The organism is Pseudonocardia sp. SID8383 (assembly GCF_009864975.1).
Classification (GTDB): Bacteria; Actinomycetota; Actinomycetes; order Mycobacteriales; family Pseudonocardiaceae; genus Pseudonocardia; species Pseudonocardia alni.
In genome coordinates, this window is sequence record NZ_WWFY01000944.1 from 1 (window position 1) to 389 (window position 389).

General features: G+C 79.2%; 1 pseudogene. It reads right to left on the reverse strand.

Annotated elements, in window-relative coordinates:
• A pseudogene (locus GTW08_RS22450) lies at positions 1–389 on the reverse strand (acyl-CoA dehydrogenase); the annotation flags it as partial.

The window sequence follows — 389 nt, forward strand, 5'->3', positions numbered from 1 at the left end:
GAACCCGGGGCGGTCGGTGTAGGCGTCCGGTCCGCCGACCACGGCCTCGGCCGGCACGGGCACCTCGTGCAGGACGACGTCGTGGGTGTCGCTGGCGGCCATCCCGGCGGCCCGCCAGGCCGTCACCCGTTCCACCTGCGGGGCGCGCAGGTCCAGGTCCACGAGCCGGGTGCCGTCCCCGGCCCCGGCGACGACGAGTGCCCGGTCGAGCAGGTGGGTGCCCGAGCAGAACCGCACGGTGCCCGACAGGCGCAGCCCGTCGTGGCCGCCGTCGAGCCGGGCCCCGCCGCCGGACCGCGACGCCCACACCCCGTAGCCGGCGCCCGGGACGGGGGAGCGGTGGTGGTCGGCGAGGATCGCGACGGCGTCGGCGTGCCCCTCGGCCAGCC